The 1,234-nt window shown below is 78.4% G+C and carries 1 protein-coding gene and 1 pseudogene; both read right to left on the bottom strand.

Annotation, left to right across the window (positions count from 1 at the left end; all coding sequences use genetic code 11):
- Nucleotides 1-264, bottom strand: a pseudogene (locus GPJ59_RS36295) (hypothetical protein); the annotation flags it as partial.
- Nucleotides 261-1,234 (bottom strand): glycosyltransferase (locus GPJ59_RS36290; RefSeq protein WP_219672366.1); only part of this gene is annotated, 974 nt, incomplete at its 5' end. The gene GPJ59_RS36290 and the pseudogene GPJ59_RS36295, both read right to left, overlap by 4 nt.

The raw sequence follows: 1,234 nt of genomic DNA, 5'->3' as shown, positions 1-1,234 counted from the left end.
GGCGACGTAGCCGGCGGCCGTGGCGGCGGCCAGCGCGTCGGCGGTCAGCAGCGGGGCGATCCCCGCGTGGCGGCGGACCCGGTGCGGCCGTGCGGCGACCCGGGCGCCTTCGGCCTTGGGGCCGCGCGGGGGGTGGATGGCGGTCACCGAACGGCGGACGGCGGTGGTGGAGGCAGGTCCCCCGGCGGGTGCGGAAGCGGCTCCGGCGGCGGGTACGCCGCCGTTCCGCCCGGGGTGCGGGGCGTGTGCGCTGTCCATCGTCATCGGCTGATGCGCTCCTGGTTCAAGGGCTGGGGGTCCGGGTCCCCCCGGTGCAGCCAAGGGGTGGGCCTGCCCAGCAGTTCCTGGTACAGGCCGGTGACCGCGTCCGTGGTCCGCCGCACGTCGAACTCGGTCCGCACGTACTGCCCGGCCTGCTCCCCGAGTTCGGCGAGCAGCCGCGGTGCGGGGAGCAGCCGGCCCAGCGCCCCGGCCAGCGCCGCCGGGTCCTCCGGGCGGACCAGGCAGTGCCGGCCGTGGCCGGGCGGCAGGCTCTCCCTGGCGCCGCTGACGTCGGAGACCAGGACCGGGCGGCCGCACGCCATGGCCTCCAGCGGGGCGAGCGCCATGCCTTCCCACCGCGACGGCAGTACAACGAGATCGGCGGCCCGAAGCCACGGTCGGATGTCGGCGGCGGCTCCCGCGAAGAGCACCCCGGGCGGGGCCGACCGGCGCAGCCGTTCGGTGTCCGGACCGTCCCCGACCAGGGCGAGCCGGGCGCCGGGGACGGTGGCGCGCACCTGCGGCCAGGCGCCCAGCAGGATGTCCTGGCCCTTCTGCTGGCACAGCCGTCCTACGCACACGGCGAGCGGCCCGTCGCCGCGGAAGGCGGCGGGCAGCGGGAGTCCGGCGCGGGCCAGCGCCTTGTCGTGGTCGGGGTCCGGGCCGCCGGGACGGAAGTGGCCGAGGTCGACGCCGTTGCGGACGACCGCCCAGCGGGCGGCGATGCCGGCGGCCTCGCCCGCGCGCCGCTCGGCCTCGCTGACGCAGAGCACCCGGTCGGCCCAACGGGCGCCGTACCGCTCCCATCTGAGGGCGAGTGCCCCGGTGGTCCCGCCGACCGCGTCGAAGGACCAGGCGTGCGGCTGGAAGACCGTGGGCAGCGAGCCGCGTACGGCGAGCCGCCCGGCGAGGCCCGCCTTGGCGCTGTGGGCGTGCAGCAGTGCCGGGCGGACCCGGCGGACCAGCCGGGCGG

It is taken from the genome of Streptomyces bambusae, from assembly GCF_019400985.1.
Taxonomy (GTDB): Bacteria; Actinomycetota; Actinomycetes; order Streptomycetales; family Streptomycetaceae; genus Streptomyces; species Streptomyces bambusae_A.
The sequence above is the reverse complement of the archived record's forward strand: the minus strand, read 5'-3'. Positions and strand labels throughout refer to the sequence as shown.